This is a genomic window from Paramesorhizobium salinisoli (assembly GCF_003335045.1).
Classification (GTDB): domain Bacteria; phylum Pseudomonadota; class Alphaproteobacteria; order Rhizobiales; family Rhizobiaceae; genus Paramesorhizobium; species Paramesorhizobium salinisoli.
In genome coordinates this window covers 1-25,202 of the sequence record NZ_QOZG01000001.1, presented here as the reverse complement: position 1 = coordinate 25,202, position 25,202 = coordinate 1, and the positions used below count along the sequence as shown (strand labels likewise).

Here is a 25,202-nt window from a genome sequence, read left to right as displayed (position 1 = left end):
TTCGCAAATGCTTAAAAGTTTAAACACAGGGTTAACGCCGGGGTGTCCAGTGCTTCAGAAAAAGCCTTGTTTCGGGCCATTTTAACTAAGTACTACACCGTTTTAACCAAATTGTGGAAATCTATGCCGATGGCTCAGGCGGTAGCCTCGAATATGCCACTTTTGAGGCCAAACCAGAAGATATTAAATGCGTCCAAGGGAGAATAACAAAATGGCGGTAGCCCGTCAGAACACCAACCGAGTCGCGACACCCGCAGCCGCCATAGCCTTCATCCAGCCGGGCGGTGAGGTTTGCACCCCCTCGCGCAGCCGTCCCATCGATCTCGTTCATCTGGCCCGCCAGACGCTGGGCGATCGTGCCCTCGAGGCCGAGGTGCTTGCGCTGTTTTCAAGGCAGGCAGGCGGCGTGGCCAGCCGTATCGGCCAGGTCACGGGCAAGGAGCGGGGGCTTCTCGCCCACTCGCTGAAAGGATCGGCCCGTTCCATCGGAGCATTCCGCGTGGCTGAGCTTGCTGAAAAGATCGAATCCGACCCAACGAGCGACAAGGTTGTGAATGCCTTGCGCGATGCGTTGATCGACGTTCAGGAATTCATCGCAGCTATCAGCCGCTGATGTCCTGACTGGCCTGTCCGGACAGCCGGGCCAGAGGCCGGCATCACCCAAGCCCACGATCTTTGTAGTCCCGATATTATGAAGGACGGCGCTCCATTGGCTGCATAATGCCGCAGATGGCCTGGAGCGCCGGCCAACCGGTTGAACTTGCGGGCACGAGGCGGTATCTGCGGGTCTCGGTATGGCTTGGATGACAGCATGACCAAAATCACCTTTGTCTCTTTCGATGGTACGACCCGCACCGAAGTCGATGCGGAAAATGGCTCCACGGTAATGGAGAACGCCATTCGCAATGCGGTTCCCGGCATTGACGCGGAATGCGGCGGCGCCTGCGCCTGCGCGACCTGCCATGTCTATGTGGACGAGGAATGGACGGAGGCAGTCGGGGATCCGGCGCCGATGGAAGAGGACATGCTGGACTTCGCCTATGATGTGCGCCCGACCTCACGGCTTTCATGCCAGATCAAGGTGAAGGACGAACTCGACGGCCTCGTCGTGCATGTTCCCGAGCGGCAAAGCTGACCGCACTGCCGGGCTCCGTCCGTCCTCCCATTCAATAAAAAATTTGACCTTGCTTCCCTCAGGCGTTACGCGGCTCAGCCAACAGCCGCGCGTCCTAATATCAAAGGCGCGTCAGCCAGCGTTCCATTCCTGACAGGATGACGAGATGAGTGAAATTATCCGCACGGATGTAGTGATCATCGGGGCCGGCCCGGTCGGGCTTTTTGCCGTGTTCGAACTCGGGCTCTACGATCTCAAATGTCATCTGATCGATATTCTCGACCGGCCGGGGGGGCAATGCGCGGAACTTTATCCGGAAAAGCCGATCTATGACATTCCGGCGTGGCCCGAGATTTCGGGCCAGGCGCTGGTCGACAGGCTGATGGAGCAGATCAAGCCGTTCTCACCGCAGTTCCACCTCAATCGGATGGTGACCAAGCTCGAGCGCCAGGCTGACGGCAGCTTCCGCGTGGAGACCGATGAGGGCGAAATCTTCGAGACAAAGGTGGTGGTGATCGCCGCCGGCGGCGGCTCCTTCCAGCCGAAGCGTCCGCCGGTGCCCGGCATCGAAGCCTATGAAGGCACCAGCGTCTTCTACTCCGTCCGCCGCATGGAAGCTTTCCGCGACCAGGATGTGATGATCGTCGGCGGCGGTGATTCCGCGCTCGATTGGGCGCTCAATCTTCAGCCCGTTGTCAGGACCCTGACATTGGTACACCGGCGCGCCGAATTTCGCGCCGCGCCCGACAGCGTCAAGAAGATGTTCGAACTGGTCGACAGCGGCGGCATCCGCTTCGAACTCGGGCAGGTGACCGGGCTGAAAGGTGAAAACGGCTCGTTAGCGGGCGTGACGCTCAAGAGTAGCGACGGTGAAAAGGAACTTCCGGCAACGCGCATGCTGCCGTTCTTCGGACTGACGATGAAACTTGGCCCCGTAGCGGACTGGGGGTTGAACCTTCATGAAAATCTCATTCCCGTCGACACGGAGAAATTCGAGACGTCGGAGCCTGGTATTTTTGCTATCGGCGATATCAACTGGTATCCGGGCAAGCTGAAGCTGATCCTTTCAGGCTTTCACGAGGCGGCTCTCATGACCCAGGCCGCCAAGCGCATCGTCAATCCTGGCGAACGCATCGTGTTCCAGTACACGACATCCTCAACCAGCCTGCAAAAGAAGCTCGGCGTCCAGTAGCGCCGGTTTCCAGTGCGCGTTAATTCTTCTTGGCGAGTTCGCGTTCCAGCCGGTAGGTCAGCAGGCGCTCGAAGCGCTTCTCGAAATTGAGCGTTTCGACGAAATCGAAACGTTTTTGCGCGGCCTCGTGATTCTTCATCACCTGCTGGGTCACCTTGTTGATGTCCTGACGCAGGAGCGCGCAATCCGGGCGTGAAGGCAGCGCTCTTATCCGGCGCTCTATTTCGCCTGCATGGGTGCGCGCGATGACGAGGTGGCTTTCCTCGTGACGCCGGATATCCTGAGAAAGCGTATCCCAGACGAGAGCCAGTTCCGGCTGCGCCTTCCTGCGCTGCTTCCAGCGCGGCAGGAAAACCTTCGCATAGACATTGACGTAGACACCGGTGACGCTGCAGGCCTTGCCGTTGGAACCGTATCGCGCCTTGGCGTCGAAGCGGATCTGCGCAGCGCCGGGATGGCGCTGGCCAGTACTTTTCAGCAGATAGCCGCCGCGCGACAGCGATTTGTCAAGTTCGTCCGCCGTCTTTCCATTGACGTTGTAATAGCTGTAGCTGCGGTGGATCTTGGCGGCTGAAGCTGTCGTGGTCACCGCAAAGGCGAACGCGGCCGCCATGGCCATCGAGGCCAGAACCTTGGGCATGGAAATCATTTCACTCTGGTTCCTTCGAAGCTTCCAGTCCGGCGCAGCTTCCAGTCTGATTATAACATTTTTGATCGCGGATAGGTCCAGCATGGCGCAGAATCGTCAAGACAAATATAATTGTCATAAATATCCACGCGCCGAGACCGGTTGACGGGGCGAAATCTCGTCGTCACAACATTGGGCGGAATTGTCGGCGATCAAGAGGAGGCTGGAGCGGAATGCGGAGAGAGTGGCGGCTTGCCCATGGGCGCAGCCTGATCCTGGGCGAGAAGGCCATCCTCATGGGCATTCTGAATGTCACGCCTGATTCCTTTTCCGATGGAGGATTGCATGACGATCTGCCGCGGGCGCTCGCTGCGGCCCATGCCATGCGGGAGCAGGGGGCTGCGATCATCGATGTCGGCGGCGAGTCGACGCGGCCGGACGCGGTTCCTGTCGATGCCGCGACTGAGCAGGCACGGATATTGCCAGTGATCGGGGCGCTTGCGAAAAGCACGGACTGCATCATTTCCGTGGATACCTATCGCGAGCAGACCGCGCGGCTTGCAGTGGCTGCCGGTGCGCATATCGTCAATGATGTCTGGGGATTGCAACGCGAGCCTGGCATCGCAAACGGCGAGCCTGGCATCGCAAACGGCGAGCCTGGCATCGCAAACGGCGAGCCTGGCATCGCAAACGGCGAGCCTGGCATCGCCAACGAACCTGGGATTGCCGATCTGGCGGCGGAGACGGGGGCGGGGCTTGTCATCATGCATACGGGACGCGAGCGGGAGCGCGATCCTGATGTGATCGCCGACCAGTTCGCGTTCCTCGACCGCTCGCTCGGGATCGCCCGTGCGGCGCGTGTCGAGGAAAGCCGCATCGTGCTCGACCCGGGCTTCGGCTTTGCCAAGGACAGCCACGAAAACGTCATGCTGATGGCGCGGTTTGCCGAGTTGCAGCGCTTCGGATTTCCGCTTCTTGTCGGCACGTCGCGCAAGCGCCTGATCGGGGCAATGACCGGCCGGGATGCGGCGGATCGCGATGCGGGTACGGCCGCGACCTCTGCCATCCTCCGGCTCGCCGGCGCCGACATATTCCGGGTGCATAATGTGGCGATGAACAGGGATGCGCTTGCCGTCGCCGACGCTATTTTGGAATCCGGCGCGGCAGAATGAGCGGGGCTGGAAAAATACGCAAAGCCTGGCTCGGTCTTGGCGGCAATATGGGCGATCCGGTCGCTTCGATGGGCCGGGCGCTCTGCGCACTTGACCAGCGCGCCGATATCCGCGTCGTGGCCGTCTCGTCCGTCTATCGCACGCCGCCATGGGGCAAGACCGACCAGGCCTGGTTCCACAATGCCTGCGCGGAAGTGGAAACCGGGCTCGCACCCGTCGCGCTGCTCGAAGCCTGCCTTGACATAGAAAAGCAGATGAAGAGGCTGCGAGCGGAACGCTGGGGGCCGCGCACGATCGATATCGATGTGCTGGCGTTCGAAGGCGTGGAGACATTGCAGGACCCGGCGCTCACGCTGCCGCATCCGAGGATGACAGAACGGGCCTTCGTACTGGTGCCGTTGGCTGAGATTGCGCCTGGGCTGATGGTCAACGGGCGCACTGTTGAGCAATGGCGCCAGCAGTGCGACCTCTCAGAGATAGAAAAAGCCCGCGAGGACGCGGGCTGGTGGAGAGATTTTCAGGAATGATATTGCTCAGTTTCTGGCGATGCTGCCAACAGCGGCAGCGTCAACGCGCCTGAGGCTCATGCCGATAACCGGCACGAGTTCCTTTTCCACGCGTACCGAGACCGTGACATTCATGGTGTTCTCGTCCGAGATGCGGGCGAGCATTGCGCCGGTCAGTTGCTTGCGGTTGAGCGCGAAGACGACACGGTCGCCGCTGACGGTGCCGGAGGTGACATCCAGGCCCTTGCCGGCCGCGCCATCGTTGAACGCGCCACTATAGGTCTTTCCCTTGCGCACGACGGTCGCCTTCATCGGCTGGGAAAATACGCCGACCCGGCAAGCGCCGTCCAGCGTCATGCCCACCGCGTCAGCCGGCGTGGTGCCGGCGAGCGTGCAGGTAAATTTCGTGCCCTTGTATTTTCCGGCCACGATTTCGCCCGGACCTGTCCACTGGCCCTCGACGTTGCGGAAGAAACGCTCGTCCTTATCGGCAGCCTGCGCCGGGATAGCTGCGCCTGCCAAAGGCAGCAGGAAGAGACATGCGGCAACGCAATTTTTCATAGGGCTGGACTCGATGTTTGCACAGGGCGATTGAACGTCAATAATCGGCGCGAATGGTTAATGCTTGGTTTGCATCGCGCTGATTGTCAATCCTTCTTCTCTGCTTCTCCCGGGGGAACCTTCTGGCCGCTGAGCCTTGCGAGATCGCCGATGAAATCGCCGATCCCCGGCCGTCTCTCCGCGTTGAAAGGGAAGGGACGGACGAGATCCATGGCGGAAATGCCGATGCGCGCCGTCATGAGGCCGTTGATCACCCCTTCGCCCAGCCTGGCCGAAAGTCTGGAAGCCAGGCCGTGGCCGATGATCTGCTGGATGAAGCTATCGCCAACGGCGATGGTGCCGGTTACAGCGAGATGGGCGATAACGCGGCGCGACAGCTTGAGGAAGCCCAGGGTTCCGGGACGGCTGCCATAAAGTTCCGACAGGCGGCGGATCAGCCTTGCCGCTTCGAAGATGACATAGCCGATATCGACCAGCGCGCGTGGGCTTACCGCGGTCACGATGGAAACACGCTTGGCGGCGGCGAGGATCAGACCACGCGCCTCGCGGTCGAGTGGGCGCAGGATTTCGGTTTCGGCAAGCCGGATGAGGTCGCGCCCATCGATGATGTCTTCTTCGAGCGCGTTAAGCATTTCGCGCCCACGTGCCGTGGAGGGAAGGCCGGCGGCGATGGAGGTGAGCTTCGAGACGGCGTCGCGCGCGGCGCGGCGGTCGTCACGCGCGGCCGCATCGGCGGCCTCCTCGCGGAGCGACTGCACCGAGGCGAGCCTTCTGAGCGCCAGGCCCTCGCGGATGACAATGACGACCAGCGCCAGAAGCGCTATCGCCGCGACGCCAAGCGCTGCCCAGCCGAGCCATGTGGCGCGATCGAAAAGCGCGCGGATCAGGTCGTCGGTCCATATGCCGACCGCCAGCGAAACGAGAATGCCCAGGGCGCCCGTGAAAATGGCGCCCAGGGAGAAGCGCCGTCGGGGCGGCAGGGCGGGCGGCGGCGTCAGCGCGTCGAGTTCGGAAGGATCCATGCCTTCCATCTCGAAGACATCGACTGGAGCCGGCGTGACGACGGCCATATCGCGAATCGAAGTCGGCTTGCGCGTGGCTGTGGGTTTTTTGCCGCCTTGGCTGGATGCGGCGTTTTCGCGGCTTTCCCCGCCGGCTACGGAAACCTTGGGGCTGTCGAGACGGAAGGCGGAGGGCCTACGCGGCGGTGTCTCAGTCATGTGAGGCGGTCTCCGATCAGGAACTGAAGCGCGCGGTCCAGCCGGATATGCGGCAGCGACAATGTAATGCCTTCGGCGGTCCTTTCCAGTTTCGGCGGGCGGAAGCGTACGAAACGGATAGCAGCATCCTGAGCAGCCAAGGTGGCGGATACTTCAAAGATCGATTCCGGTTTTGCCGGCAAGTCACCGGGAAATATGGCTGTTTCCGTCTTCCCGTCGAAGATTTCGCCGTCGATCATTTCGCCCTTTAACGGCGTGCCGATGATGACCGGCAGGGTTTCGCGCCCTTGCGTCACGGTGGCCTCTCGGGTGGCGCGGACCGCAGCCATGGCCAGCACGTCGATGCTGGCGCCGGAAAAACCCGCGCGCTTGATCGCCCGGTCGACCAGGCGGCGGACGATCGCCTCCAGCCGGTCATGGCTTTCATGATGCAGATGGTCCGCCTTGGTGGCGGCGACGAGAATGCGGCCGATGCGTCTTTGTACGAGGCCGGTGAGGAAATTGGTGCGGCCCGGGCGGAAACAGGAGAGGATCTCGGTGAGCGCGCGTTCGAGATCGGCGACGGCGGGCGGGCCGGCATTCATTGCCTGCATCGCGTCGATGAGCACGATCTGGCGGTCGAGCCGGGCGATATGCTCTCGGAAGAAAGGCTTGACCACATGGGTCTTGTAGGCCTCGTAGCGCCTCTCCATCATGGCGGCCAGTGATCCGGTCTTATGGCTTCCGGGCTTGAGGTCGGGCAGGGGGGCGAAGGTCAGCGCGGGGGAGCCGTCGAGATCGCCTGGCATCAGGAAGCGTCCGGGCGGCAGGGTGGAAAGCGCCTTCTCGTCGGCCTTTCCGGCGCGCAGATAGGCGGTGAAGCTTTTGGCCAGTCTCTGTGCAGTCAGTTCGTCGGCTTCCGCATCCGGCTGCACGGTGCTGGCTTCAGCAAGCCAGGCGGCGGCCGGTTCGGCATGCGCGGGAAGGCGCGCAAGTTCGAAGGAGTCCCTCGAGAAATCCGCATAGGTCTTGCCGAGAAGCGGCAGATCCAGCAGCCATTCGCCGGGATAATCGACGATATCGACCGAAAGCCGGCCGGCCGAGAATATCCGGTTCCAGGAGGATGCGGATTCGTATTCGATGGTCAGGCGAAGCTCGGAGACGGCGCGGGTGGATTCCGGCCATTCGCGCTCGTCTATAAGCGCCTTCAAATGTTCCTCATACTGGAAGCGCGGGACGGCATCGTCCGGCTGTGGCTCCAGGAGGGCGCGGGCGATGCGGCCCTGCTTCTGCGCCTCGAACAGTGGCAAGCGGCCGCCCTGGATGAGGTTGTGCACCAGCGCGGTGATGAAAACCGTCTTGCCTGCGCGCGAAAGGCCGGTGACGCCGAGACGCAGCGATGGGGAGACGAGCCCGCTTGTCCGGTCGGCCAGCGTATCGAAGGCGATCTTCGCCTCGTCTGTCAGGGTGGTCAGTGTTCCCAAGATGGCCTCGCCGGAATTGCTTGCGGGTTCGGATATAAGGATCGAACAACTCGAATGGCAATAAAGCCGGTAAAACAGTTAAATATCGGCAAGCATTATCGCGCGCGTTCAGAGGTCGTCCGGCGTAATGAAGGCGCGCAAGGTTCCTGCGCCGGCCTCCGCCGAGGCGAGCGGACCGTCGAAATCGATGACGGCGAGCCCTGCAGTCGGAAAGCCCTGCGAGAGACGTTTCACAGAGGCTGGATCACCTTCGGCTGCGAGCGCCAGCGCCAGATCCTCCATGGAAGGATTATGCCCGATCACCAGCAGGGAGCGCGCATCTCCACCTGCGTGGATTGCCTCGAGATAGCCGCTGGCGCCGGCTGTATAGAGCGCGGCACTATCCATCCCCGGAAATGAGGTGGTAAGGGTGAGGCGGAGATTATCGAGCGTTTCGCGGGTGCGCTTGGCTGTGGAGCACACCGCCACATCGGGAATGAACCCGGCAGCGGCCATGGCCGAGCCCATTTTCCTGGCGGCTTCCGCGCCTTCCCTGGTCAGCGGCCGGTCGAAATCCTTCATTCCGGGAGCCGCACCAGCCGCTTTCGCATGACGCAGAAGATAGACGCGACTCATAATCCTGTTCCTTGTTCGTGTTCCAATGAACTGTTTCTGTCACGAAAGACGGTGTTTTGCACGCCTGCGGGATGCCACATGTGTGGCCGCATAAACAGCAGACAAAGAAGACACGTATTTGTGTTTGAATGTGAGTTGTAGGATACAGAGGCCTAAAAACGAGTGTTGATTAAAATTTATGCACTCATTGCTTGTGAGGTCTGGTAATTTTTTGCCGGCAATTTTCGGCAAAAACCGCGATGACAGTCAGCTGCGGAGGATCAATCAGTCCATTCCTCTGGCAATATTGTCGAAGAAACCGGAATTATAAACTCGCATTTGCTGCAATTTTGAGCAAAATCAATGCACTAAAAAGTGGTGCGGCCCGGTCATTTCTTGTTGTGCGACGTTTCGTCTGGACATATATAGGCCTCGCGTCTCCTAGATGTGGGGTGATTCAGATATGAGTGAATTGATCGACCTTGACTACAGGCCCACGGAAGACGAACCGTTCATGAACGAACGGCAGAAGTCTTACTTCCGCACAAAGTTAGTTGCCTGGAGAAATGACATCCTTCGTGAGGCCCGGGAAACGCTCGAAGCCTTGCAGCAGGAAAATGCCAACCATCCCGATATTGCCGACAGAGCCTCATCGGAAACCGACCGCGCTATCGAGTTGCGTGCTCGTGATCGTCAGCGCAAGCTGATCTCGAAGATCGACGCCGCGTTGCAACGCCTCGATGACGGTACATACGGTTTCTGCGAGGAAACCGGTGAGCCGATCAGCCTCAAGCGGCTGGATGCCCGCCCGATCGCGACCCTCTCCATTGAGGCGCAGGAACGGCATGAGCGACGCGAGAAAGTTTATCGCGACGACTGAAGTTTAAAACTGAAGCCGGGTATGCCGGCCAGCAGATATCCTGAAATAGCGTTTTGACAGTTCATTATTAATCGGCCGCAGAGGAGATTTCCTCTGCGGCCTTTTTTTTCATCGAATAATTGGGGACATCGCTATCGGAATCGATGGACGATGCGAAATCCATCAGTTCCTGTTCGACTTGGAAAGTTCGCCGAGCAACTTTTCCATCTCGTCTTCCAGGTCGCTTGTCTCGGCTTTGTCCGATGCGTCCTGTGTGGGCGAGATGTTGAGATCGCTGGAGGACTGGTCCTCGAAGACGCTGACGAGCTCGGCGTCGGGGATATTTCCTCCAGCGGGATAGTTGTCTTTCTTTCCGGCCGGGTCGACATCGTCGATGGCAAAATCGTCGAGAATGGCGTCGTGCAGCTCTAGGCTGAACGTGTCGAGTTTGGCGGAGATATCTTCTTTTGCCGGCGGCGGAGGGGTTGGGGCAGCCGGGCTTTCATCGAAATCATTTGGCGAGCGATCCGGCATATCCCTGCCGGAAGGTGATGGCGTCGGCGCCGGCTTTTCGGCTTCACGCGCTGGCGGGATATCCCGGCTCGGCGCGATATCGAGACTTGCTGCAGCGCCGGATACCGCGGCTGCGCCCCCGGCGGCGCCTGATGTAGCGGAGATCACGCCCTTGGCAACCTGGCTGAGCGGATAGGCCGGGTGGGCCGGATGGCGAGGATGTGTGATTGGCTGAGCCGGAGGCTGCGGTGGCAGCACGGTGCGCGGCTGCGGAGGGTAGGAAGGTGCGGGACGCTCCCTTTGGGTGAATTGCGGCGCAGGCTTCGGCGCAGCGGGCGCTGGGACGGGTTGTGGAGTTGCCGGCCTGGAGGGCGGCGCGGCAGGACGCGGTTGCTCCTGTGTCCTGTCGGAGGCAAAAGCAGCGGGGGCGGATGGCTGTCTTGTGTTCGAGCTGCTGATATTTGGGCTGCTGATGGGCGGCGCTATTGGCGGAGCCGGTTCGGTGGCCACGAACGGCTCGGGTTCGGGCACTTCCGCCACCTGCTGTTCCCGGGCCTGGAGATTGGAAAGAGCTGGAGAAGGCGCGGTCGTGCTTGCGACAGGCTCCGGCTCTGCTTTTGAGGCTTGCGGGCGGCTCTGCGCACGCGCCGTATGAACGATGTTCTGCTCGACGACGAGATCCGTCGGGCCACCGATCAAAATGAGATGTTCGACATTATCGCGGCGCACCAGAACGAGCCGCCGGCGGCTGTCCACGGCGGCGGCATCCATGACCGACAGGCGTGGAGCACGCCCGCGTCCACCGGAGACGAAGGTGCCCCCGGTCAGACGGCGAATGATCGCGAATACGACGACGATCGCCAGAAGGATCAGCAGAAACAGGAGAATGAAACCCGCTACACGCGCGGCATTCTCGCCGACAATTCCAGTCAACCATTCGTTCATACCGCTTTTCTCCTTATGCAGCTGTGTCTGCACCATTCCATGGTCTTGCAGGGATGCTTATGCATCCGCAATTCCTCAGCATTAGGCATAACCGACGAAGACGGCTAAAGGAAACAATTATCAGTTGAAATATTCCTGCTTTGATTGAAATTGCCCCGCAGCCAACAGAAAATCCGCCGATTGTGCAAGAATGCGGCTCGACGGCCGGAATTTGTTTGCATATCGCTCTAGTGGGGTTTTCGCGTGCGGGAATGTGTGATCCAAGCAATCGGCGACGCGGATAATCCGACGCTTAGCAACGGTGTTTCGTGCCGGTTTTGCGATAGAAAAAGGGGTTGAGGCATATGTCTCAAGAGGCAAGGACCGATCTTTATCCAAAGCCGATCGTTTCGAGCAAAAAGGGGCCCGGGGCGGCAATCCGGCTTCTTGTCCTCGGCATCGTGCTGACGGGCGCTGCCTTTCTCTATTTCGTGTTTCGCGAACAGCTAGGCGAAGCTTTCCTGCTCGGCCTCCTTGGCGTTCTCGCGATGGTTGGCGTCTTCTATCTGTTCGGCGGAGCCATTGGCCTCATCCAGTTCACGCCGCGCGTGCTGGGCGACGATCTGGCGCATGCGTTTATCGATTCGCTTCCCGAGGGCACGGTCATTCTCGATGCCAAGGGCCGGATCGTCTATGCCAACCAAGCCTATGCCGCAATGACCGGCGCCACCGAGGCGACCGATGTCCGAACACTGGACAACATATTGTCCGGAGAGACCGCGGCGTCCGATGCGATCTATCGGCTGGCTAATGCCGTACGCGACGGCGTGCCGGCGCAGGAAGAGGTCCGGCTTTCACATCCGCTGGTTCAAGCCGTAGCACCGGGAACAGAAGTGACGAGGCAGGTCGGGCCGGCCTGGTACCGCATCAAGGCGCGGCCGATCGCGTCGACGCCCGATCACAAGGGGCCGCTTTTTGCTTGGCAGATCGCCGATATTTCGGAAGAGCGCGCCGAGCAGGAGCGCTTCTTCCAGGATTTGCAGGAGGCCATCGATCATCTGGATCATGCGCCGGCGGGGTTCTTCTCAACCGATCCGGCGGGGCGCATCATCTATCTCAATGCGACGCTGGCGGAATGGCTTGGCGTCGATCTTACCAAGTTCGTTCCCGGTTCGCTGACGCTGAGCGATATCGTGGCCGGCAATGGCATGGCGCTGATCAATTCTGTCAAGGCAGATCCAGGCTCGAGCCGCAACACGGTCATCGATCTCGACCTGGCGAAGCTGAACGGGCAGAGCCTTGCCGTACGCTTCTATCATCGGGTGCAGGCGCAGCGCGACGGAAAGCGCGGCACGAGCCGTACCATCGTGCTCAACCGCGCCGAGGGGCAGGACGCGTCGGCGGCGCTGCGGGCCGCGGAAGTCCGTTTCACGCGGTTCTTCAACTCCGCGCCGATGGCGATCGCCGCCGTCGATGCCAAGGGGCAGACCCTCAGGACCAATGCGCGCTTTCTCGACATATTCTCTACCGCCGTCGACAGCGATGCCGTGGACAGCGGCATAAAGCTGGAAACCGTGGTGCACGAGCGCGACCGCGAAGCCTTTTCCAAGGCGCTGGCGGCGGCCTTTACCGGCCAGGCGGAGATATCGCCGATCGATACCGTGCTTCCCAGCGACGAGCAGCGGCATATCCGTTTCTATGTAAGCCCCGTCTCCGATGTCGGCGGCGAGACGGCCGAGGAGGCGGCGATCGTTTCAGCCGTCGAGACGACAGAGCAGAAGGCGCTCGAAGGCCAGATGGCGCAAAGCCAGAAAATGCAGGCCGTGGGCCAGCTCGCCGGCGGCATAGCGCATGATTTCAACAATGTGCTGACGGCGATCATCATGTCGTCCGATCTGTTGCTCAGCAATCACCGCGCATCCGATCCGTCCTTCCTTGATATCATGAACATCAAGCAGAATGCCAATCGCGCGGCTTCGCTGGTGCGTCAGCTTCTCGCCTTCTCGCGCCGGCAGACGTTGCGGCCGGAAGTGCTCGATCTGACCGATGTATTGGCCGATCTGCGGATGCTGCTCGCCCGTCTCGTCGGCAACGATATTCAGTTGAAGATCGATCATGGCCGCGACCTGTGGCCGGTGCGGGCCGATCTTGGGCAGTTCGAGCAGGTCGCGGTCAATCTTGCCGTCAATGCGCGCGATGCCATGCCGGGCGGCGGCACGATCACGATCCGCACCCGCAATGTGGACCAGGCGGAAGCGGCGACCTTCAGCTATCGCGAACTTCCGAGCGCCGATTTCGTACTCGTTGAGGTCGAAGACAGCGGCACGGGCATTGCACCCGATGTGATCCAGAAGATTTTCGAGCCATTCTTCACGACCAAGGAAGTGGGCAAGGGTACGGGACTTGGCCTGTCGATGGTCTATGGCATCATCAAGCAGACGGGCGGCTTCATCTATTGCGATTCTGAGCTGGGCAAGGGAACCACCTTCAAGATATTCCTGCCACGGCATGTCGAAGTGGCCTCCGCGGACGGCACACCTGGCGAGCAGGCCAGGAAAGAGGCCGCCGCGCGGGAAAAGAAGATCGAGAAGCCGCGGGATCTCTCGGGCTCCGCGACCGTGCTTCTCGTCGAGGACGAGGATGCGGTGCGCATGGGCGGCGTGAGGGCGTTGCAATCGCGTGGCTATACGGTGCATGAGGCATCATCCGGCGTCGAGGCCCTGGAAGTGCTCGAAAGCCTGGGAGGCAAGGTCGATATCGTCGTTTCCGACGTCGTCATGCCCGAGATGGACGGTCCGACGCTTCTGCGCGAGTTGCGCAAGGATCACCCGGATATCAAGTTCATCTTCGTTTCGGGGTATGCCGAGGACGCCTTCGCCAAAAACCTGCCGGAGGACGCCAAGTTCGGCTTTCTCCCCAAGCCGTTCTCGCTGAAGCAGCTCGCAACGGCGGTAAAGGAAATGCTGGAATCGAATGATTGAACGATGCGTCGCGCCAGCGGTCCTGGCGCTTGGCTCTTGCAACCAACCGGCAGAACTGCATTAAGTTCTCTATACAAGTCATGCTTGTATCTTGTATTTTAAGTCAATGCCCCGGGGGGGCTTACTCATGAAGGAGGAAATCATGCGTTCTTCGTTGTTTTCTGGGGTCGCATTCGCGGCGAGCATCATGTTCGTGCCGCTTGCCCACGCCGATATCACGATTGGCCTCATTGCGCCGGTGACGGGGCCTGTGGCCGCCTATGGCATTCAGGTCCAGAACGGCACGGAAAGCGCCGTCGAAGCCATCAACAACGCCGGCGGCATTAATGGCGAGAAGATCGTCCTCAAGCTCGTCGATGACGCAGGTGAGCCGAAGCAGGCTGTTTCGGCGGCCAATCAGCTGGTCGGCGAGGGCGTTCATTTCGTGGTCGGTCCGGTCTTGTCGGGCACCTCGATGCCGGTATCTGACATTTTTGAGGAGAATGGCATCCTGATGGTGACGCCGACCGCTACGGCGCCGGCGCTGACGAACCGTGGCCTCTGGAACGTGTTCCGCACCTGCGGCCGCGACGACCAGCAGGCCGAAATCGCCGCAGACTACGTCCTGAAAAATCTGAAAGACAAGCGCATCGCCATCGTCGACGACAAGGGCCCGTATGGCAAAGGCCTTGCGGATGCTTTCAAGGCTTCGCTGAACAAGGGCGGCGTCAACGAAGTGCTCCACGAGTCGATCAGTGTCGGCGAAAAGGATTTCGGCGCGCTCGTCACCCGCCTCAAGGATCAGAAGGTCGATGTGATCTATTTCGGCGGTTACCATCCCGAAGGCGGTCTCCTGGCCCGTCAGTTGAAGGACCAGAACGTCACCGCCACGATCATTGGCGGCGAAGGCCTGTCCAATACGGAATATTGGGCGATCGGCGGCGATGCCGCTGCCGGAACGATTTTCACCAATGCTTCGGACGCCACCAAGAATCCCGCAGCTGCAGACGTGATCAAGGCTCTGCAGGCAAAGAATATTCCGGCTGAGGCATTCACGCTCAATGCCTATGCCGCTGTTCAGGTGCTCAAGGCCGGCATCGAAAAGGTGGGTTCGGCTGACGATGCCAAGGCTGTCGCTACCGCGCTGCAATCAGGCGATCCGGTCGATACCGTGATCGGAAAGCTCACCTATGGCAAGAGTGGCGATCTCAGCTCGCCCAGCTTCGTCCTCTACAAGTGGGAAGACGGAAAGTCCGTCGCCGTCGAGTAAGCCTTTCTGGAGCGGCTGACGGCCAGAATCCGGAATCTGCTTCAAACGTTTGTTTTTAATGAAAAAATGAGAGCCGCCACTTCGGTCCTAGAAGTGGCGGCTTTTTTTCGACTTACGGATGGAAGCGTTTAGAAGTCCATTCCGCCTGCGGGCATGGCCGGAGCAGCGGCTTCCTTCTTGGGCTTCTCGGCGATCATCGCCTCCGTGGTGACGAGCAGGCCGGCGACCGAGGCCGCATCCTGGAGCGCGGTGCGCACCACCTTGGCCGGATCGATCACGCCTGCCTTGTAGAGGTCGCCATATTCGCCGGTCTGTGCGTTCCAACCAAAGGAGAAATCCGGGTTTTCGCGCAGCTTGCCGACAATGATCGAGCCTTCGGCGCCGGCATTCTCGGCAATCTGGCGGGCAGGGGCCTCGATGGCGCGGCGAACGATCTCGATGCCAACACGCTGGTCGTCATTGGCGACTGACAGATTGTCCAGGGCCTTTGTCGTACGCAGGAGGGCTACGCCACCGCCGGGCAGGATGCCTTCCTCGACGGCTGCGCGGGTCGCGTGCAGGGCGTCGTCCACGCGGTCCTTCTTCTCTTTCACCTCGACTTCAGTCGATCCGCCGATGCGGATGACGGCAACGCCGCCGGCGAGCTTCGCCAGGCGTTCCTGAAGCTTCTCGCGGTCATAGTCGGAGGTGGTTTCCTCGATCTGCGCCTTGATCTGGCTGACGCGGCCCTGGATCTCGTCCTTCGAACCGACACCATCAACGATGGTGGTGTTCTCCTTCTCGACCAGGACGCGCTTGGCGCGGCCGAGCATCTGCAGCGTGACGTTTTCAAGCTTGATGCCCAGATCCTCCGAAACCGCCGTGCCGCCGGTCAGGATAGCGATGTCCTCAAGCATGGCCTTGCGGCGATCGCCGAAGCCAGGCGCCTTGACGGCCGCGACCTTGAGGCCGCCGCGCAGCTTGTTGACGACGAGCGTGGCGAGCGCTTCGCCTTCGACATCCTCGGCAATGATCAGCAGCGGCTTGCCCGACTGCACCACCGCTTCAAGCACGGGGAGCAGTGCCTGGAGATTGGAAAGCTTCTTCTCATGGATGAGGATATAGGGATCCTCGAATTCCACGCGCATCTTTTCCTGGTTGGTGACGAAATAGGGCGAGAGATAACCGCGGTCGAACTGCATGCCTTCGACGACTTCCAGTTCGGTCTGGGCGGTCTTGGCTTCCTCGACGGTGATCACGCCTTCATTGCCGACCTTGGCCACGGCTTCGGCGAGAAAACGCCCGATATCGGCGTCACCATTGGCGGATATCGTACCGACCTGGGCGATTTCCGAATTGTTGGAGATCTTGCGGGCGTTCTTCTTCAGTTCGCCCACCACAGCCTCGACGGCGGCATCGATGCCGCGCTTCAAATCCATGGGGTTCATGCCAGAGGCGACGGCTTTCGCGCCTTCACGCACGATCGCCTGGGCGAGGACGGTGGCGGTCGTCGTGCCGTCGCCGGCGATGTCATTGGTTTTCGACGCCACTTCGCGCAGCATCTGGGCGCCCATGTTCTCGAACTTGTCCTCGAGTTCGATTTCCTTGGCAACCGACACGCCGTCCTTGGTCACGCGCGGGGCGCCGAACGACTTTTCGATGACGACATTGCGGCCCTTGGGCCCGAGCGTCACCTTGACGGCATTGGCGAGAATATCGACGCCGCGCAGCATCCGCTCGCGTGCATCCGCATTGAATTTCACTTCCTTGGCAGCCATTTTTCTACTCCTTCATGAGGCAGTATTCATCGGCAGGTCACTTCACGGACCGGCCAGTTCTCCAGCAGTTCTCGTAAGCCGTTTTCAGGCGGCTTTGGCCTGTGCGGCATCGGACTCCACGATACCCATCACATCGGCTTCCTTCATGATCAGCAGATCCTCGCCATTGAGCTTGATCTCGGTGCCGGACCATTTGCCGAAGAGGATACGGTCGCCGACCTGGACGTCGAGCGGCTGCAATTGCCCGCTGTCGTCGCGTGCGCCGGGGCCGACGGCGAGAACTTCGCCTTCCTGCGGCTTTTCCTTGGCAGTATCGGGAATGATGATGCCGCCTGCCGTCTTTTCCTCGGCTTCGACGCGGCGGACAACGATGCGATCATGCAATGGGCGGAACTTCATTGTTCTCCTCCTGGACAAACAAGGTTGAAAAGCTCCACGCGCCGGGTTGAATCACCCGACACGCGACGCGCGACCCGGTAGACGGCATCGCGCGTTCGGCAAATCTGGTTGCCGTGAAAATCCGTTTCAAGAGGCGTTAGCAGAAAAATTTCGAGGGTCCGCGACCGCGCGCCAGGATCACGAAATCCCGGCCTCGGTGCTTTCTTCCACCATGTCAAACTGCCGGAAATCGCAGGGCGATATCTAGAGCTCGTCTTCCTCATCGTCTTGCGACAGCAGCTCGACAAGCTCAGCCGTGCGTCCTGAAGGGGGCGAAATGCCTTCCTTTACCAGGGCTTCGTCATTGTTGATCCATCCCCATGCGCGCATGAGTTCCTCAAGCGTGGCGCCTGTCGTGACGATATCGGTAATCAGGGCGTCGTCGACGGGGCCGAGCACGGAAATGACCTCTTCTCGCGTGATGCTCATGATCTCATCCTCCTCGATGCACCAGATCGGCCCGGAAGCCGGCCCAGACAAACTCCTTCCCACGACCAGATAGGCGCACGAAGGAAATGATCAACGTCCATGCGCCGGCTTGTTCCGCCAACGAGATCTGGGTGCTCCATTCCTCGAGTGCCGTAGGCTGCTGTCACGGGCTGGACGTCTGAAATAAATTGTTCATATCTGAGCATCGGGAGCTTGATGCCCGATGCATCACCGGCGGTATTCATCCTTTGGTATAAGCAAGTCGGTATTTTTCGGGAAATATTAAGTATTTGTTTTCTGTGTTCTACAGGAGAGGAGGTCTTTTTATCGGTTTCCATTTATGGGAATGCCAAATAGTATCACTTTTCAGAATGGGGTTTAAAAAAGCGGGATTGGGAGGACGGCGTGCTGACTATATACAACTGTATCGTCCACGAGCATGATCTCAGGCTGGTTTTTCTGGCTGTAGCCGTTTGCGGGCTTGCTTCCTTCTCCGCTGTCAATCTGCTGCGCTATGCGCGCCGGTCGAGCGCCAGGATCTTATGGCTGTCGATCGCGGCAGTTGCCTGCGGGTTCGGCATATGGGCCACCCATTTCATCGCAATGCTGGCGTTTTCCCCGGACCTGCCGCTGGGGTACGACATCACGCTCACGGTGCTTTCGCTGGTGATCGCGGTCGCAACGACCGGCCTCGGCGGACTTGTGGCGGTGACGAGCCGGCACGCCTATGGCGATCTTCTTGGCGGAGCCATAGTCGGCGGCGGCATTGCAGCCATGCATTTCACCGGAATGGCGGCTTTCAAGATCGAAGGACAGATTGCCTGGGATCCCGCGTTCATCCTTGCCGCCATCGTGCTGGGTGCAATCCTGAGTGCTGCCGCGATGCGCGCTACGCTCATTACCGGCGGCGGCATGAAGAGCAAGCTTGCCGGCGCGGCGCTCCTTACCCTTGCCATCTGCAGCCATCATTTCGTTGCCATGAGCGCGGCGTCGATCATGCCTGATCAGTCGGTCGGGGTTCCGGCGACGGCGATTGCGTCAAGCTGGCTTGCGGTCGCTATCGCGCTTGCCAGCATCATCATCCTGGGTTCGGCGCTGGCGGGGCTCGCCCTTGACATGGGGCGCCGCCGGACCGCCATGGAAATGGACCGCATGCGCAAGCTGGTGAACGCGGCCGTCGAAGGGCTCGTTATCTGCGATGGAGATATCATCGTCACCGCGAATGAGAGCTTTTCTGCGCTGTCAGGTCTCAGCAACCGATCGCTTGTAGGAATTCCGATCAGTTCGATGCTGCCCGACGGCCATGTTCGTTCCAAGCTTGCAAGCGACCAGAGCGAGGTGCTGGAGGCGGATATGCGGGCAGGGGATGAACTAATACCCGTGGAATTGATTGCCCAGACTATCGAATTCGGCGGAAAGCGGCACAGGACGATTGCCATTCGCGACCTGCGCGCCCGGAAGGAGGCGGAGGCCCATATCAGCTATCTCGCGCATCACGACATGCTGACAGGACTTCCCAACCGACGCAGCTTTGCGGCGAGACTCGACCAACTGATCGCTGCCACGGATATCAGGGGTGAAAAACGCGTGGCCCTGCTTTGTCTCGATCTCGACCGGTTCAAGGAGGTGAACGATCTTTTCGGGCATGCAGCCGGCGACGCGATATTGCAGAAAGTATCGGCGACGATCAGCCGCCTGCTGAGCAGCGACGACATGCTGGCGCGCCTCGGCGGCGACGAATTCGCCATCATCATGCCCCATGTTTCGAGCACCGCCGCCGTCAGCCGACTGGCGGAAACAATTCTTGATGTTCTCCGGTCCGAAAACGAGAAGTCTCCCATGCGGTCGATCGTATCGAGCAGCATAGGCATTGCGATGTACCCGATCGATGGTACGGATCGCGAGACATTGCTCAACCATGCCGACACCGCGCTTTACCGCTCCAAGGCCGAGGGCCGCAACACCTATCGTTTCTTCGAAGCGAAAATGGGTGAAGAGACGAAAGAGCGCCGCTTGATCGAGCATGAGTTGCGCCAAGCCATTTCGGATGGGGAGCTCAGCCTTGTCTACCAACCGCAAATGCAGATCGATAGCGGCGAAATCACCGGTTTCGAGGCGCTGATGCGCTGGCATAGCCGGCGTCGCGGCGATGTGCCGCCCAGCGTCTTCATCCCCATCGCGGAGGAAAGTGGCCTGATCATACAGCTTGGCGATTGGGCGCTGCTGGAGGCCTGCAGCGAGGCCGCCTCGTGGGAAGAGCCCCTGACGGTGGCGGTGAATGTTTCGGCCGTCCAGTTGCACAGCCAGGATTTCCCGCAGAAGGTCCGCGACCTACTCCTCAAGACAGGGCTCGAAGCGCACAGGCTGGAACTGGAGATCACCGAGACGGCGCTGATCAAGGACATGGACCGCGCATTGGGGACATTGCGACAGGTGAAATCGCTCGGCGTGCGCATTGCCATGGATGATTTCGGTACGGGCTATTCCTCATTATCGAATATCCGGGCTTTTCCGTTCGACGTCATCAAGATCGACCGCTCGTTCATCAAATCGGTGGACAAGAACAAGCAGGCCGCCGCCATCGTCAGGGCTGTTCTGGGCCTGGGCAGGGGGCTGGGCCTGCCGGTTCTTGCCGAGGGTATCGAAACCTCCGACGAGTTGAAGTTCCTCAGCGAGGAATATTGCACGGCAGGGCAGGGCTTTCATCTCGGCCAGCCCGCTTCGATCGAGCATTTCGACCATATCGTCCGCGCCAGCACGCATTTTCGCGAGAAGAAGGCCGCCGCTTCGTGAACGATGGGGCGGGTGTCGAACCTCTGCTCAGACAGCCGCGACGGCATGGTTAAATATCACGTTTTTAACCGTGTGGCAGGCGATCTGCACAGCTTCATCACCATCAAGGCAAATTCGCCATTGAAGCGGCGGAAGGCTTCAGCTAGAAACGCAACGCGCCTCCGGGATTTCCCGATGTCTGCACCCGTAGCTCAGCTGGATAGAGCGCTGCCCTCCGAAGGCAGAGGTCACAGGTTCGAATCCTGTCGGGTGCGCCATTAATTTGGCTTAAGACATTGAATTCCTTGCGAAAAATCAGGTCGAAAATCTTTCGCTCCTAATATCACTCCCAATCCGGGTGGCGTGCTTTAGTGGCTATTATGGCTGATAAAGTCGCGAGCTGACACGCGAGTTCACGCGCGCGCATATGTTCAAACAGCCTTCGTCAAAGAAACTTACCCCATATGTGCCGACAGGAATGCGACGATAGCAATGCTATTTCTTGTCGCGGCAGCCTGCGTTGCGCTCCCAAAATTTCACCAATCAGCACTGCCGTGAGCAGGCTTCAACCAGTTAGGTTCGCACGCCGCAGCATAGCAGCAAGCGATTCAACTCGCTCTAGATACCTCTCCCACCACAAGAAGGCCGCATCACACGCAGCTTGAGGCGTGTACAGGTCGATCCCGATTAGAATATCTCTCAGGACGGCTCTGCGCCCATGATCTTGTTGAGCACATCGATCGATTATCGATGATGCATATTCCTTCAATACAAGATTCCGCTCATTCTCTATAAACTCCCAGTAGATAACGTTTTCGAAACGAGCCACTTTCAAGGCTGCGAACTGGTGAGCCGACGCATCGCCAATCCATTTGGAGCGTTTAGAATCGACCTTCGCCAGAACGTGCCCCACAGAGCGAAGTAGTGTCAGGGATGTAACCCAGACAATTCGCACGCGTTGAATGTTCTGCTCCTCGACGGCGTCACATAGATCACGCCGCACCAAATATGCGTCCCTCAGAACCGAGCGCGCTGCAGTGGCATCCACTTGAGGATCGACTTTGCTATTCCTGCCCCATGTTCTCAACGCAAAACTCGTCCTCGGATGTTGCCGTTAGGCGCTCATTTTACGATTCTACAGATATTCAACAAGAAGCCCTTCCGTTTTTTACGGAAGGGCAACGTGCAGCGGTCGACGCTTGGGTTCCGCTTACCGGGGACCGTTGCCATCGTGGAGCCGATACCCAAGCTTTTTCTCAATATGGTGGCGTTCCCCAGTAAGGTGGTGGAGGAATTCGAAGGAATAATCTTCGCCAAATGAGGAAATGAGAGCAGAGTCGAGCTCATCAATCAGCACTCGGCTGTCTTCGCCGTCCCAGAGGAATTCAATGGCGCATGCCCATCCGAGAAGGTGCGGATCGATGCCGCATTGGGCAGCAACGTTACAAACTTGCTCCGCAGTAACAGTCGCCTCCTGCGAGGAGGTACGATCATTCCACATCATATGCAGGATTGCACGAAATATGAGTACCTTGGTCTCATTCGAAATGGATTTTCTTCTCATATTAATTCTCCTCTCGCCGCCCACGCGGGGCGTACGTTTCAACAAGCTTGCCAAACGACAAGCGATTATTTTCACCCGCAAGGGTGCATTCGTTGCGTTGAAAAGTCTCGCCAGATGGGCTGGCCCGAAGGCTGCGAGTGCGAGATTTAGGCCTTCCCAATAGGAAGGCGGATGTTCCGAAGAACGATCCCACTATCACGGATTCTGCATGCCAGTGTCAATCAAATTCAACGGTCAAGGGTTGGGCCGGGGGGTGCCAGCGGCAGTTCATCCGAACAACTCCCCCGAACGATACGAAGCGTAAGTAAACCAATCGACCGCGCCGCGATCGCTGTTGCACTGAAAGCAAGCCAGCGCGACGTTGTCTCGCGTGGTTTTGCCGCCGTCACGTCTGCGCTGAAGGTGCTCGATTGTCTCTCCATCGTGGCGATACCCGCCTTGAGGCATTCGCCCCCGAGGATAGGCTGTCATCGGCTGGCGGCAATAGCAGCACTTACCCTTTTGGCGCTCGCGGAGCACGATCCGCAGTTCATTGACCAAGCGCTCTTTTTTGATCTTACTCATGCCCCAGTCCTCTCCCCTGATGGGGGCGGCATGAGCCGCTGACCGCCGGGCCAACCGGGGAGCGTCCATATCGTCATGATGACTTTGCGCTCGCCAGGAGTGAATCGAAGCAGCATTTTCAGGACGTCAATCTGATCCCGTCTCATGCCGCTGCCTCTGGAAACACAACTCCGGCCGCCTTCAGGACGCGCTCGGCCCGCGTTGATGGTGGCGCCACATCGCGCCAATCACCATCAACTGGGAGGTGGAAGCCCTGCGAAAACGTGTTGCATGGAACAAATCCGCGCTCGCAGTCACCTTCTGGAAATAGCTCACGACGCAGTAGTCGGGCTTCCATGGACAGCCACTCCAAATAGGCCATCCGAGGATCGTTCTCGTAATTTTCCCACATGTTCGCTTTCGTGGAGTTGTCGTTCGGTTGATTGAGCATGTGGCTGGCTCCTCATATGAAAAATCTTATGTCATTAAAAAACACCAATCTCGGCATGTGTCAATATTAAAAATTGAAGTTGGTAAAAAAATATGACATACGTTAGCTGCGGCTTCACCGTCCGCGCCCCACACTAGAGGAGATAGAGGCCATGCTGCCGAGGCAGTGCAGAGCAGCGCGCGCGTTGTTGGATTTAACGCAGCCCGAGCTGGCCGAAAGGGCTGCCGTATCACCATCGACGCTTCGCGATTTTGAATCTGGAAAGCGTGCACCAATCGCCAACAACCTTGCGGCCATCCGCGCCGCGCTCGAGCAGGCAGGCGTGATATTCATCGAAGAAAACGGGCAGGGGCCTGGCGTCCGACTGAGGAAGGAATGACCAGAAACAAATTTGCTTTTGGTCTGGTGCGGCCGATCAGAAGTAAAGCGGCGCTGCAGTCTTACGGGTTCAGAGGGTGACAACCTGTAATTTCATACTGGACAACCGATACGCTCATTTGCATATTCCACTTGGGGAATTAGAGGGGCGTAGGATGGAAAGGTTCAGATCAGCTGTTGCGGCTGCGGTCTATTTTTTTGCTCAATCTGCGATTGCGCAGGACTCCGGCAAGGAGTGCGCAGCTATTGAGGACGCGGGAAAGCGTCTTCTCTGTTATGATGGGGTCTTCCGCACTGCAATAGACGTTCAATCTCCTACACGAACTACCGGTAAATGGGCAGTCAGTACGGAGACTTCCAAGATCACTGATACGGTGGACCATTTCATCTCGCTTGAATCGGATGATGCCTTCCCCGGCAAATATGGCCGCTCACCGCAGAACGCTCGCCTTCTGATTCGCTGCATGGAAAGCAAATCGACTATATACTTTAACTTTGGCGACCATTTCCTTGCCGACATCCAAGGGTATGGCGATATCACGTTCAGGGTCGATGAGAGGAAAGCTGAAAAGCGCGGTTTTGATGAATCCACTGATCATTCCGCGCTGGGTCTCTGGAGCGGTGGTACGGCAATTCCGTTCGTGAAAAAGCTAATCGGGGGAAAGAAGCTGGTGGTGCGAGCGACGCCTTACAATGAGTCTCCGATTACTGCCACGTTTGACTTGCGGGGAATGGACGAGGCAATCAAACCGTTACGTGCGGCATGCAAATGGTGATGCAGCCCACTACGTCGATCGCGATGGAGAAGCGTTAGAATGGAATCTCGCCGTCAAGATCACGACTGAAACCGCGGCCAAAGTCTGTTTCTAAATTCTTCTTTTTTTCTTCGGTACGAGGTGGCATTAGCGCAGCCGGGCTTTCCACGGGCGGCAATCGTCGCCTCTCGTCCTCGCTGATCTTCTCCTCGCCGACGATACGCATGATCTGATTGATCAGTTTGACGGATGCGTCGTAAGTTCCCATTAAAGCGCCTGGCGCGACGAGAATTTCTAACGCGACCCATGCTACGGCGCCAATGTTGATTCTATTCTTCTCCAATTCTTTCTCGAACTCATCTAGCCGGACGCGTAGCCGGGCGCGGGTCCTCTCATCATACCCCGAGTTTTCGAGAGCTTCGCGGAGGTGAAATAACTTGGAGCGAATTTTTGTTTTTGCGTCGTCGGACAGGCCGACAGTCTCCCTTCTGCTGGCCCCGCGGCCGTCGAAAAGCATTTGCGTCATATAGTGATCTACATCGGCAATAAACTGGCGATAATCCTCGTATGTCAGGTCCTTGACTCTGGGCACGTCCATTGAGGCGAAGGGTTCAATATGTAGTCGGCGCGCAGTCGCGGTAACTACGTTGACGAAGCCGTGCCGGGCGTCATGGGCGATATCGGAATCATGTTCGTCTTGCGGATCGAGCTCGCCAAGTCGAGTTTGGAGCCTTAGACGAGCAATCCGAACGAATTCCAAGAAAGCCGTGCTCTCATCTTCTGGAAGCTCGTTCAATTCGTCTTTATTAATAAAATCGAATATCTGCATGTAGGTCGCCTTTTTTCTCAATCTGGCGGCTAACGGAGTTGATCGCAAGCCCGGATAGTCAAATGACCCAGCGTCCCGCAGCAAGGGTGCCCATTGATGCTCCTCGAATTCGCAGGGATAGAGTTCTTCAACGGAACGGGGGTGACGCTCGTGATGCCGATAGAATAAGCTTGCCGTCGCCGTTGGCTCCAATTATTCGTGGGCCAGGGGGCAAAGAAAATGAAAAAGATTATTATCGGCGCAATAGCTGCGGTCGTTTTAATACTCGGCGCCAATGCCGTGTATGTAGGCATTCCATCATGGTCGGCTA

The 25,202-nt window shown here is 58.9% G+C and carries 24 protein-coding genes and 1 tRNA gene; 12 read left to right on the top strand and 13 right to left on the bottom strand.

The annotated features are described in order from the left end of the window. Positions 1-211: 211 nt before the first annotated feature. From DUT91_RS00130 to DUT91_RS00120, 3 genes are all read left to right on the top strand, one after another. Positions 212-613: an Hpt domain-containing protein gene (locus DUT91_RS00130; RefSeq protein WP_114438366.1), complete on the top strand. Its 402-nt coding sequence runs from the start codon at positions 212-214 to the stop codon at positions 611-613. 198 nt (positions 614-811) lie between these two features. Beyond that, complete coding sequence (locus DUT91_RS00125) at positions 812-1,135, top strand: 2Fe-2S iron-sulfur cluster-binding protein (protein ID WP_114438365.1); 324 nt, start codon at positions 812-814, stop codon at positions 1,133-1,135. Positions 1,136-1,280: 145 nt separating this feature from the next. Beyond that, entirely contained in the window at positions 1,281-2,306 is a 1,026-nt protein-coding gene (locus DUT91_RS00120; protein ID WP_114438364.1) for an NAD(P)/FAD-dependent oxidoreductase, read from the top strand. A gap of 19 nt (positions 2,307-2,325) precedes the next feature. Here DUT91_RS00120 and DUT91_RS00115 read toward each other — a convergent pair whose 3' ends face one another. Then, positions 2,326-2,946, bottom strand: a complete 621-nt coding sequence (locus tag DUT91_RS00115; protein WP_245419471.1) for a DUF922 domain-containing Zn-dependent protease — start codon at positions 2,944-2,946, stop codon at positions 2,326-2,328. 221 nt (positions 2,947-3,167) lie between these two features. Between DUT91_RS00115 and DUT91_RS27350 the strand changes: the two genes are divergently transcribed. Both DUT91_RS27350 and folK read left to right on the top strand, forming a co-directional pair. Then, positions 3,168-4,106, top strand: a complete 939-nt coding sequence (locus DUT91_RS27350) for a dihydropteroate synthase (protein ID WP_114438363.1) — start codon at positions 3,168-3,170, stop codon at positions 4,104-4,106. Further along, the gene (folK, locus tag DUT91_RS00105) at positions 4,103-4,633 is read left to right on the top strand and encodes a 2-amino-4-hydroxy-6-hydroxymethyldihydropteridine diphosphokinase (RefSeq protein WP_114438362.1); all 531 of its coding nucleotides are present in this window, start codon (positions 4,103-4,105) and stop codon (positions 4,631-4,633) included. Before DUT91_RS27350 ends, folK begins: the two co-directional genes overlap by 4 nt. A 6-nt stretch (positions 4,634-4,639) precedes the next feature. Here the strand turns inward: folK and DUT91_RS00100 are convergent, their stop codons facing one another. The 4 genes from DUT91_RS00100 to DUT91_RS00085 all read right to left on the bottom strand — a co-directional run bounded on the left by DUT91_RS00100 (position 4,640) and on the right by DUT91_RS00085 (position 8,471). Further along, entirely contained in the window at positions 4,640-5,173 is a 534-nt protein-coding gene (locus tag DUT91_RS00100; RefSeq protein ID WP_114438361.1) for a hypothetical protein, read from the bottom strand. A gap of 86 nt (positions 5,174-5,259) precedes the next feature. Continuing rightward, positions 5,260-6,393, bottom strand: coding sequence for a YcjF family protein (locus DUT91_RS00095; protein WP_114438360.1), 1,134 nt, complete (start codon positions 6,391-6,393; stop codon positions 5,260-5,262). After that, the gene (locus DUT91_RS00090) at positions 6,390-7,859 is read right to left on the bottom strand and encodes a YcjX family GTP-binding protein (RefSeq protein ID WP_114438359.1); all 1,470 of its coding nucleotides are present in this window, start codon (positions 7,857-7,859) and stop codon (positions 6,390-6,392) included. The genes DUT91_RS00095 and DUT91_RS00090 overlap by 4 nt, the downstream gene beginning before the upstream one ends. Positions 7,860-7,964: 105 nt before the next feature. Further along, positions 7,965-8,471: a SixA phosphatase family protein gene (locus DUT91_RS00085; RefSeq protein WP_114438358.1), complete on the bottom strand. Its 507-nt coding sequence runs from the start codon at positions 8,469-8,471 to the stop codon at positions 7,965-7,967. Between the two features lie 442 nt (positions 8,472-8,913). Between DUT91_RS00085 and dksA the strand changes: the two genes are divergently transcribed. Continuing rightward, positions 8,914-9,330 carry an RNA polymerase-binding protein DksA gene (gene dksA, locus DUT91_RS00080; RefSeq protein WP_114438357.1) on the top strand — a complete coding sequence of 139 codons (417 nt, stop codon included), beginning with the start codon at positions 8,914-8,916 and terminating at the stop codon, positions 9,328-9,330. Positions 9,331-9,492: 162 nt separating this feature from the next. Here dksA and DUT91_RS00075 read toward each other — a convergent pair whose 3' ends face one another. Further along, entirely contained in the window at positions 9,493-10,767 is a 1,275-nt protein-coding gene (locus tag DUT91_RS00075) for a flagellar biosynthetic protein FliO (protein WP_114438356.1), read from the bottom strand. A gap of 344 nt (positions 10,768-11,111) precedes the next feature. Between DUT91_RS00075 and cckA the strand changes: the two genes are divergently transcribed. Together cckA and DUT91_RS00065 are read left to right on the top strand one after the other, a co-directional pair. After that, positions 11,112-13,727: a cell cycle histidine kinase CckA gene (cckA, locus tag DUT91_RS00070; RefSeq protein WP_114438355.1), complete on the top strand. Its 2,616-nt coding sequence runs from the start codon at positions 11,112-11,114 to the stop codon at positions 13,725-13,727. Between the two features lie 142 nt (positions 13,728-13,869). Continuing rightward, positions 13,870-14,976 carry a branched-chain amino acid ABC transporter substrate-binding protein gene (locus tag DUT91_RS00065; RefSeq protein ID WP_114438944.1) on the top strand — a complete coding sequence of 369 codons (1,107 nt, stop codon included), beginning with the start codon at positions 13,870-13,872 and terminating at the stop codon, positions 14,974-14,976. 128 nt (positions 14,977-15,104) lie between these two features. Here DUT91_RS00065 and groL read toward each other — a convergent pair whose 3' ends face one another. From groL to DUT91_RS00050, 3 genes are all read right to left on the bottom strand, one after another. Continuing rightward, entirely contained in the window at positions 15,105-16,733 is a 1,629-nt protein-coding gene (groL, locus tag DUT91_RS00060; RefSeq protein ID WP_114438354.1) for a chaperonin GroEL, read from the bottom strand. An 84-nt stretch (positions 16,734-16,817) separates the two neighbouring features. Continuing rightward, positions 16,818-17,132: a co-chaperone GroES gene (gene groES, locus DUT91_RS00055; RefSeq protein WP_114438353.1), complete on the bottom strand. Its 315-nt coding sequence runs from the start codon at positions 17,130-17,132 to the stop codon at positions 16,818-16,820. 243 nt (positions 17,133-17,375) lie between these two features. Continuing rightward, positions 17,376-17,600 (bottom strand): hypothetical protein, encoded by a 225-nt coding sequence (locus tag DUT91_RS00050; RefSeq protein WP_114438943.1) that lies wholly within the window; start codon positions 17,598-17,600, stop codon positions 17,376-17,378. Positions 17,601-18,005: 405 nt separating this feature from the next. On the opposite strand from DUT91_RS00050, the gene DUT91_RS00045 reads away from it, so the two are divergent. Continuing rightward, the gene (locus tag DUT91_RS00045; protein ID WP_114438352.1) at positions 18,006-20,393 is read left to right on the top strand and encodes an EAL domain-containing protein; all 2,388 of its coding nucleotides are present in this window, start codon (positions 18,006-18,008) and stop codon (positions 20,391-20,393) included. Between the two features lie 180 nt (positions 20,394-20,573). Continuing rightward, positions 20,574-20,650, top strand: a tRNA-Arg gene (locus DUT91_RS00040). Positions 20,651-21,582: 932 nt separating this feature from the next. Here DUT91_RS00040 and DUT91_RS00030 read toward each other — a convergent pair. From DUT91_RS00030 to DUT91_RS00020, 3 genes are all read right to left on the bottom strand, one after another. Next, positions 21,583-21,936, bottom strand: coding sequence for a hypothetical protein (locus tag DUT91_RS00030; RefSeq protein WP_114438350.1), 354 nt, complete (start codon positions 21,934-21,936; stop codon positions 21,583-21,585). A 267-nt stretch (positions 21,937-22,203) separates the two neighbouring features. Continuing rightward, positions 22,204-22,500: an HNH endonuclease gene (locus DUT91_RS00025; protein WP_114438942.1), complete on the bottom strand. Its 297-nt coding sequence runs from the start codon at positions 22,498-22,500 to the stop codon at positions 22,204-22,206. 142 nt (positions 22,501-22,642) lie between these two features. Further along, positions 22,643-22,930, bottom strand: a complete 288-nt coding sequence (locus DUT91_RS00020) for a hypothetical protein (protein ID WP_114438349.1) — start codon at positions 22,928-22,930, stop codon at positions 22,643-22,645. A 151-nt stretch (positions 22,931-23,081) separates the two neighbouring features. Here DUT91_RS00020 and DUT91_RS00015 point away from each other — a divergent pair, with 151 nt between their 5' ends. Together DUT91_RS00015 and DUT91_RS00010 are read left to right on the top strand one after the other, a co-directional pair. Further along, complete coding sequence (locus DUT91_RS00015) at positions 23,082-23,309, top strand: helix-turn-helix domain-containing protein (protein ID WP_114438348.1); 228 nt, start codon at positions 23,082-23,084, stop codon at positions 23,307-23,309. A gap of 154 nt (positions 23,310-23,463) precedes the next feature. Next, positions 23,464-24,084, top strand: a complete 621-nt coding sequence (locus DUT91_RS00010) for a type VI secretion system-associated protein TagO (protein WP_114438347.1) — start codon at positions 23,464-23,466, stop codon at positions 24,082-24,084. Between the two features lie 34 nt (positions 24,085-24,118). Here the strand turns inward: DUT91_RS00010 and DUT91_RS00005 are convergent, their stop codons facing one another. Further along, positions 24,119-24,892, bottom strand: a complete 774-nt coding sequence (locus DUT91_RS00005; protein ID WP_114438346.1) for a hypothetical protein — start codon at positions 24,890-24,892, stop codon at positions 24,119-24,121. Positions 24,893-25,202: the final 310 nt, after the last annotated feature.

Coding starts and splice junctions, on each gene's coding strand:
- DUT91_RS00130 (WP_114438366.1), top strand. CDS start 212: ATGGCGGTAGCCCGTCAGAACACCAACCGAGTCGCGACACCCGCAGCC.
- DUT91_RS00125 (WP_114438365.1), top strand. CDS start 812: ATGACCAAAATCACCTTTGTCTCTTTCGATGGTACGACCCGCACCGAA.
- DUT91_RS00120 (WP_114438364.1), top strand. CDS start 1,281: ATGAGTGAAATTATCCGCACGGATGTAGTGATCATCGGGGCCGGCCCG.
- DUT91_RS00115 (WP_245419471.1), bottom strand. CDS start 2,946: ATGCCCAAGGTTCTGGCCTCGATGGCCATGGCGGCCGCGTTCGCCTTT.
- DUT91_RS27350 (WP_114438363.1), top strand. CDS start 3,168: ATGCGGAGAGAGTGGCGGCTTGCCCATGGGCGCAGCCTGATCCTGGGC.
- folK (WP_114438362.1), top strand. CDS start 4,103: ATGAGCGGGGCTGGAAAAATACGCAAAGCCTGGCTCGGTCTTGGCGGC.
- DUT91_RS00100 (WP_114438361.1), bottom strand. CDS start 5,173: ATGAAAAATTGCGTTGCCGCATGTCTCTTCCTGCTGCCTTTGGCAGGC.
- DUT91_RS00095 (WP_114438360.1), bottom strand. CDS start 6,393: ATGACTGAGACACCGCCGCGTAGGCCCTCCGCCTTCCGTCTCGACAGC.
- DUT91_RS00085 (WP_114438358.1), bottom strand. CDS start 8,471: ATGAGTCGCGTCTATCTTCTGCGTCATGCGAAAGCGGCTGGTGCGGCT.
- dksA (WP_114438357.1), top strand. CDS start 8,914: ATGAGTGAATTGATCGACCTTGACTACAGGCCCACGGAAGACGAACCG.
- DUT91_RS00075 (WP_114438356.1), bottom strand. CDS start 10,767: ATGAACGAATGGTTGACTGGAATTGTCGGCGAGAATGCCGCGCGTGTA.
- cckA (WP_114438355.1), top strand. CDS start 11,112: ATGTCTCAAGAGGCAAGGACCGATCTTTATCCAAAGCCGATCGTTTCG.
- DUT91_RS00065 (WP_114438944.1), top strand. CDS start 13,870: ATGCGTTCTTCGTTGTTTTCTGGGGTCGCATTCGCGGCGAGCATCATG.
- groL (WP_114438354.1), bottom strand. CDS start 16,733: ATGGCTGCCAAGGAAGTGAAATTCAATGCGGATGCACGCGAGCGGATG.
- groES (WP_114438353.1), bottom strand. CDS start 17,132: ATGAAGTTCCGCCCATTGCATGATCGCATCGTTGTCCGCCGCGTCGAA.
- DUT91_RS00050 (WP_114438943.1), bottom strand. CDS start 17,600: ATGAGCATCACGCGAGAAGAGGTCATTTCCGTGCTCGGCCCCGTCGAC.
- DUT91_RS00030 (WP_114438350.1), bottom strand. CDS start 21,936: ATGAGAAGAAAATCCATTTCGAATGAGACCAAGGTACTCATATTTCGT.
- DUT91_RS00025 (WP_114438942.1), bottom strand. CDS start 22,500: ATGAGTAAGATCAAAAAAGAGCGCTTGGTCAATGAACTGCGGATCGTG.
- DUT91_RS00020 (WP_114438349.1), bottom strand. CDS start 22,930: ATGCTCAATCAACCGAACGACAACTCCACGAAAGCGAACATGTGGGAA.
- DUT91_RS00015 (WP_114438348.1), top strand. CDS start 23,082: ATGCTGCCGAGGCAGTGCAGAGCAGCGCGCGCGTTGTTGGATTTAACG.
- DUT91_RS00010 (WP_114438347.1), top strand. CDS start 23,464: ATGGAAAGGTTCAGATCAGCTGTTGCGGCTGCGGTCTATTTTTTTGCT.
- DUT91_RS00005 (WP_114438346.1), bottom strand. CDS start 24,892: ATGCAGATATTCGATTTTATTAATAAAGACGAATTGAACGAGCTTCCA.